This is a genomic window from Mesorhizobium sp. M7A.T.Ca.US.000.02.2.1 (assembly GCF_003996995.1).
Lineage (GTDB): Bacteria > Pseudomonadota > Alphaproteobacteria > Rhizobiales > Rhizobiaceae > Mesorhizobium.
In genome coordinates this window covers 1-3,085 of sequence record NZ_RZTT01000564.1, presented here as the reverse complement: position 1 = coordinate 3,085, position 3,085 = coordinate 1, and the positions used below count along the sequence as shown (strand labels likewise).

Below are 3,085 nucleotides of genomic sequence, written 5' to 3'. Positions count from 1 at the left end.
TTTCCGACGCGTCGGTGGCGGCGATCCTGGCTCACAACGAAAAGCGCCAGAAGCTTTGCGGCTGGAGGCCATGATGAACGATCTTTTCGACCTGCTCGGCATCAAGGGACCGGTCGTGGCGGCGGGCCTCGCCGGCGGCGTTCTGCGCGCGCTGTCGCGGCATCGCTACAAGCTGCGCGAAATGGTGGCCTCGCCGATCTCCGGCGCACTTGCGGCGGCCTACCTGACGCTGCCGGCGGTGTCCTACGCCAGGATCGCCGGCCTGCCGATGCCCGATCCCGCCGACGACACCACCACGCTGGCGGCCGCCTTCCTGATCGGCGTCTGCGCCATGTGGATTTCGGACGTCCTGTTCGAGTTCGTGGTGCGGAGAGTCAGCCGCGCGCGGGACGAATAGCTGGTGCGGCGGCGATTGCTTGGCGGAATTGCCGAGGCACGTTTCCCGCGGCATCGAACCATCGAAGACAACCCAAAATAGCCCGTTCCGGTTCGCCGGGCGGGCCATTTTTGCGTTTTGGCCTGATCAAGCCAGAATGTTGACCGCGCGTGCCGCGACCAGCGCGATGGTCAGCAGCGAGATCATGGCCTCGGCCATCATCAGCAGCTTGGCGCGCTGGGAGAGTGGCAAGGTATCGGTCGGCGAAAATGCGGTCGCATTGGTGAAGGCGAGGAAGAAATAATCGACGAAGCCGGGCAGCCAATCTCGAAGCTCACGGTCGTTCAACGTCATCTGCGCGAACAGGAAATCGGCCTGTGCGAGCTTGACGAGGCCGCAGGTCGGCGGACCGCCGCGGTCGGTGCTCCAGAACCACAAGGCAAAAACGATGACGTTGGTGACCCAGATGTTGAGCGCGTCGATCAGCAGCGTCGTACCGCTACTGCCGGCATGGCCCTCCAGCAAGGCACGCACCAGCAGGACCAGCGAACCGCAATTGATGATGCTGATGATGGCGGTCATGGTCAGGGCTGTTCTGCGGATCATGACCCGAAACTGGCCGATCGCATGCCACTCGTGGTCCTCGACCGCCTTTCGGGTGGCGGCCTGTGTCCAGGCGGTGGCCACCGACAAGGGCAGCAGCAGGGCCGCCTCCAGCGCGGGCGCCAGCCAGCGCGGCCCGAATGAGAGATTGTTGATGACCAGAAGCTGCAGGCAGATGATGACGAGAACGGCCGCACGGGCCATCCAGAAATCGAGCGCACGGTAATGAATGACGGCATGGTGGTGGCGCATTTTTCAAATCCTGAAGCTTTGGGGACGGGAGCCGGTCAGGCGTAGGCGACGCCTGCCGCGATCACGCCCAAGGCGCCATGCCCGGCCTGTTCAGGGTGCTGCGGGATGGCGTGTTCCATTGTTGTCTTGCTGGCATGTGATGACGGGAGAGGCGGCATGGTGGCGCGAAACTCTGCCTCAATCTTGGTTTTGCCATGGTCGGCCAAGTATACATTTTCGTAAGCTTCAAGTTCTGGGCTGTTCGTAAAACCGTCCGGTGTGATTTATCCACCGCATGACGCGAATCGACGAAACCATGAACGGTTGGCTGCCGGTCGGCAGTTCTGTTCCAGGCGACTGGCGGCAGTCGTCGATCTGGCCGGGGCTGACGCGCTATAATCCAGAAGCCGGCCTGGCGCTTTTATGCCTGACGCAGATCCTGTGCTGGACCGTGGTGCCGGCGCTTGTCGATGCCGCCCCGCCCGGCGATGTCGTCGAGAGCTTCATGTGGGGTCGCGAATGGGTGCTTTTGACCTACAAGCATCCGCAACTCCCCGGCTGGCTGCTCGAGATCAGCCATCTTCTGACCGGATCGTTCCGCTGGCCGCAATATCTGCTCGCCCAGCTTATCGTTTCGGCGACCTTCGTCTTCGTCTACCTGCTGGCCCGCGACATGCTCGGGAGAACCCGCGCGCTGGCCGCCGTGCTTTTGATGCCGTCATTGTATTTCTTCGGCTGGCCGACACCGCAGTTCAATCATGATTACGCGCAGATGCCCTTCTGGGCCGCAATCTGCTGGCTGCTGTGGCGTGCGGGCCGTAGCGGTGGGCCGGGCTGGTGGCTGGCGCTCGGACTGGTGTCGGGCGTCGGGCTCTATGCCAAGTTTTCCACCGGGCTGCTGTTGCTCTTCGGGGCGATCTGGCTGTTGTCGGACACGCGGGCACGCAATCGGCTCGCCACGCCCTGGCCCTGGCTTGGGCTCGCGGTTTTCCTCGCCGTTGCCGCGCCACTGGCCATCCAGCTCTACCGAATCGATTTCCTGCCGCTGACCTATGTCGCCGGCCGCGATGAATGGGTGCTGGTTCACCGCGCCCGCCTTTACTATATCGGTGTCCAAATGGCGGGGCTCTGCGGCCTATTGCTGGTGCTGTCGATATCGGGGCTGTTGCGGCGTTCGCCCGCGCCGGAACAGCCCATTGAGCGCGGCGCGCTGGCCTATCTCGTGTGGATGGGGCTTGGTCCGGCGGTGCTTGTCATGGTGGCCTCGCTGTTTACCGGCGCCGGCGAGGCGTGGGGCGCGCCGATGTACAATCTGGTCGGCGTTGTGGCGATCGCCTTGCTGGGTCATCGGCTTGGCGCCGTCGAACTGCGACGGCTGGCGATCTGCGCGTTCGCCTGCATCCTCGGCATGTCCGGTGCCTATGCGGGCATCCGCTGGACGAGTTGCAATTTGCGCGGGCGCATGGATGCCGTCTGCTGGCCAGCGCGGCAGATTTCGGACGAAGCCGAGGCGGTCTGGCACGCGGCGGTGCCCGGTCGGCTCGACATCGTCGGCGGCGATACCCGCATCGCGTTGCTGGCGGGCCTCAACGCCTATGACAAGCCGTCGATCTTCACAGACCTCGACATGCGGCTCGCCCCCTGGATCACCAGCCAGCGGCTGCGCGATCACGGCATGCTTCTGGTCTGGCCCGGGAGCGGCGTGCCACCTCGGCTGCTGGCGTGGCTGGGAAACATCCCGGTCAAGACCGTTCTTTTCGACTGGTCGCTCAGGGCACCACCGGTGGCGATCAGCTTTGCCGCCATTCCGCCTGGCATGAAGCTACCGGGTTTGATCGACAGCCTCGCCCAACCGAGCAATTGAGGTAGATCCAC

The 3,085-nt window shown here is 64.0% G+C and carries 4 protein-coding genes; 2 read left to right on the top strand and 2 right to left on the bottom strand.

Features of this window, described 5'->3' with window-relative positions; translation table 11 throughout:
* The first annotated feature begins 73 nt into the window (after positions 1–73).
* Positions 74–397 (top strand): hypothetical protein, encoded by a 324-nt coding sequence (locus tag EOD15_RS31625; RefSeq protein ID WP_127320028.1) that lies wholly within the window; start codon positions 74–76, stop codon positions 395–397.
* A 126-nt stretch (positions 398–523) separates the two neighbouring features.
* Here EOD15_RS31625 and EOD15_RS31620 read toward each other — a convergent pair whose 3' ends face one another.
* Positions 524–1,231, bottom strand: a complete 708-nt coding sequence (locus EOD15_RS31620) for a hypothetical protein (protein WP_127320030.1) — start codon at positions 1,229–1,231, stop codon at positions 524–526.
* Positions 1,232–1,266: 35 nt separating this feature from the next.
* Positions 1,267–1,437 carry a hypothetical protein gene (locus tag EOD15_RS36025; protein ID WP_164761672.1) on the bottom strand — a complete coding sequence of 57 codons (171 nt, stop codon included), beginning with the start codon at positions 1,435–1,437 and terminating at the stop codon, positions 1,267–1,269.
* A gap of 68 nt (positions 1,438–1,505) precedes the next feature.
* On the opposite strand from EOD15_RS36025, the gene EOD15_RS31615 reads away from it, so the two are divergent.
* Complete coding sequence (locus tag EOD15_RS31615) at positions 1,506–3,074, top strand: glycosyltransferase family 39 protein (RefSeq protein ID WP_164761673.1); 1,569 nt, start codon at positions 1,506–1,508, stop codon at positions 3,072–3,074.
* Positions 3,075–3,085: the final 11 nt, after the last annotated feature.

Excerpts from the sequence above, each read along its gene's own strand:
- EOD15_RS31625 (WP_127320028.1), top strand. The coding sequence starts at position 74 with ATGAACGATCTTTTCGACCTGCTCGGCATCAAGGGACCGGTCGTGGCG.
- EOD15_RS31620 (WP_127320030.1), bottom strand. The coding sequence starts at position 1,231 with ATGCGCCACCACCATGCCGTCATTCATTACCGTGCGCTCGATTTCTGG.
- EOD15_RS31615 (WP_164761673.1), top strand. The coding sequence starts at position 1,506 with ATGACGCGAATCGACGAAACCATGAACGGTTGGCTGCCGGTCGGCAGT.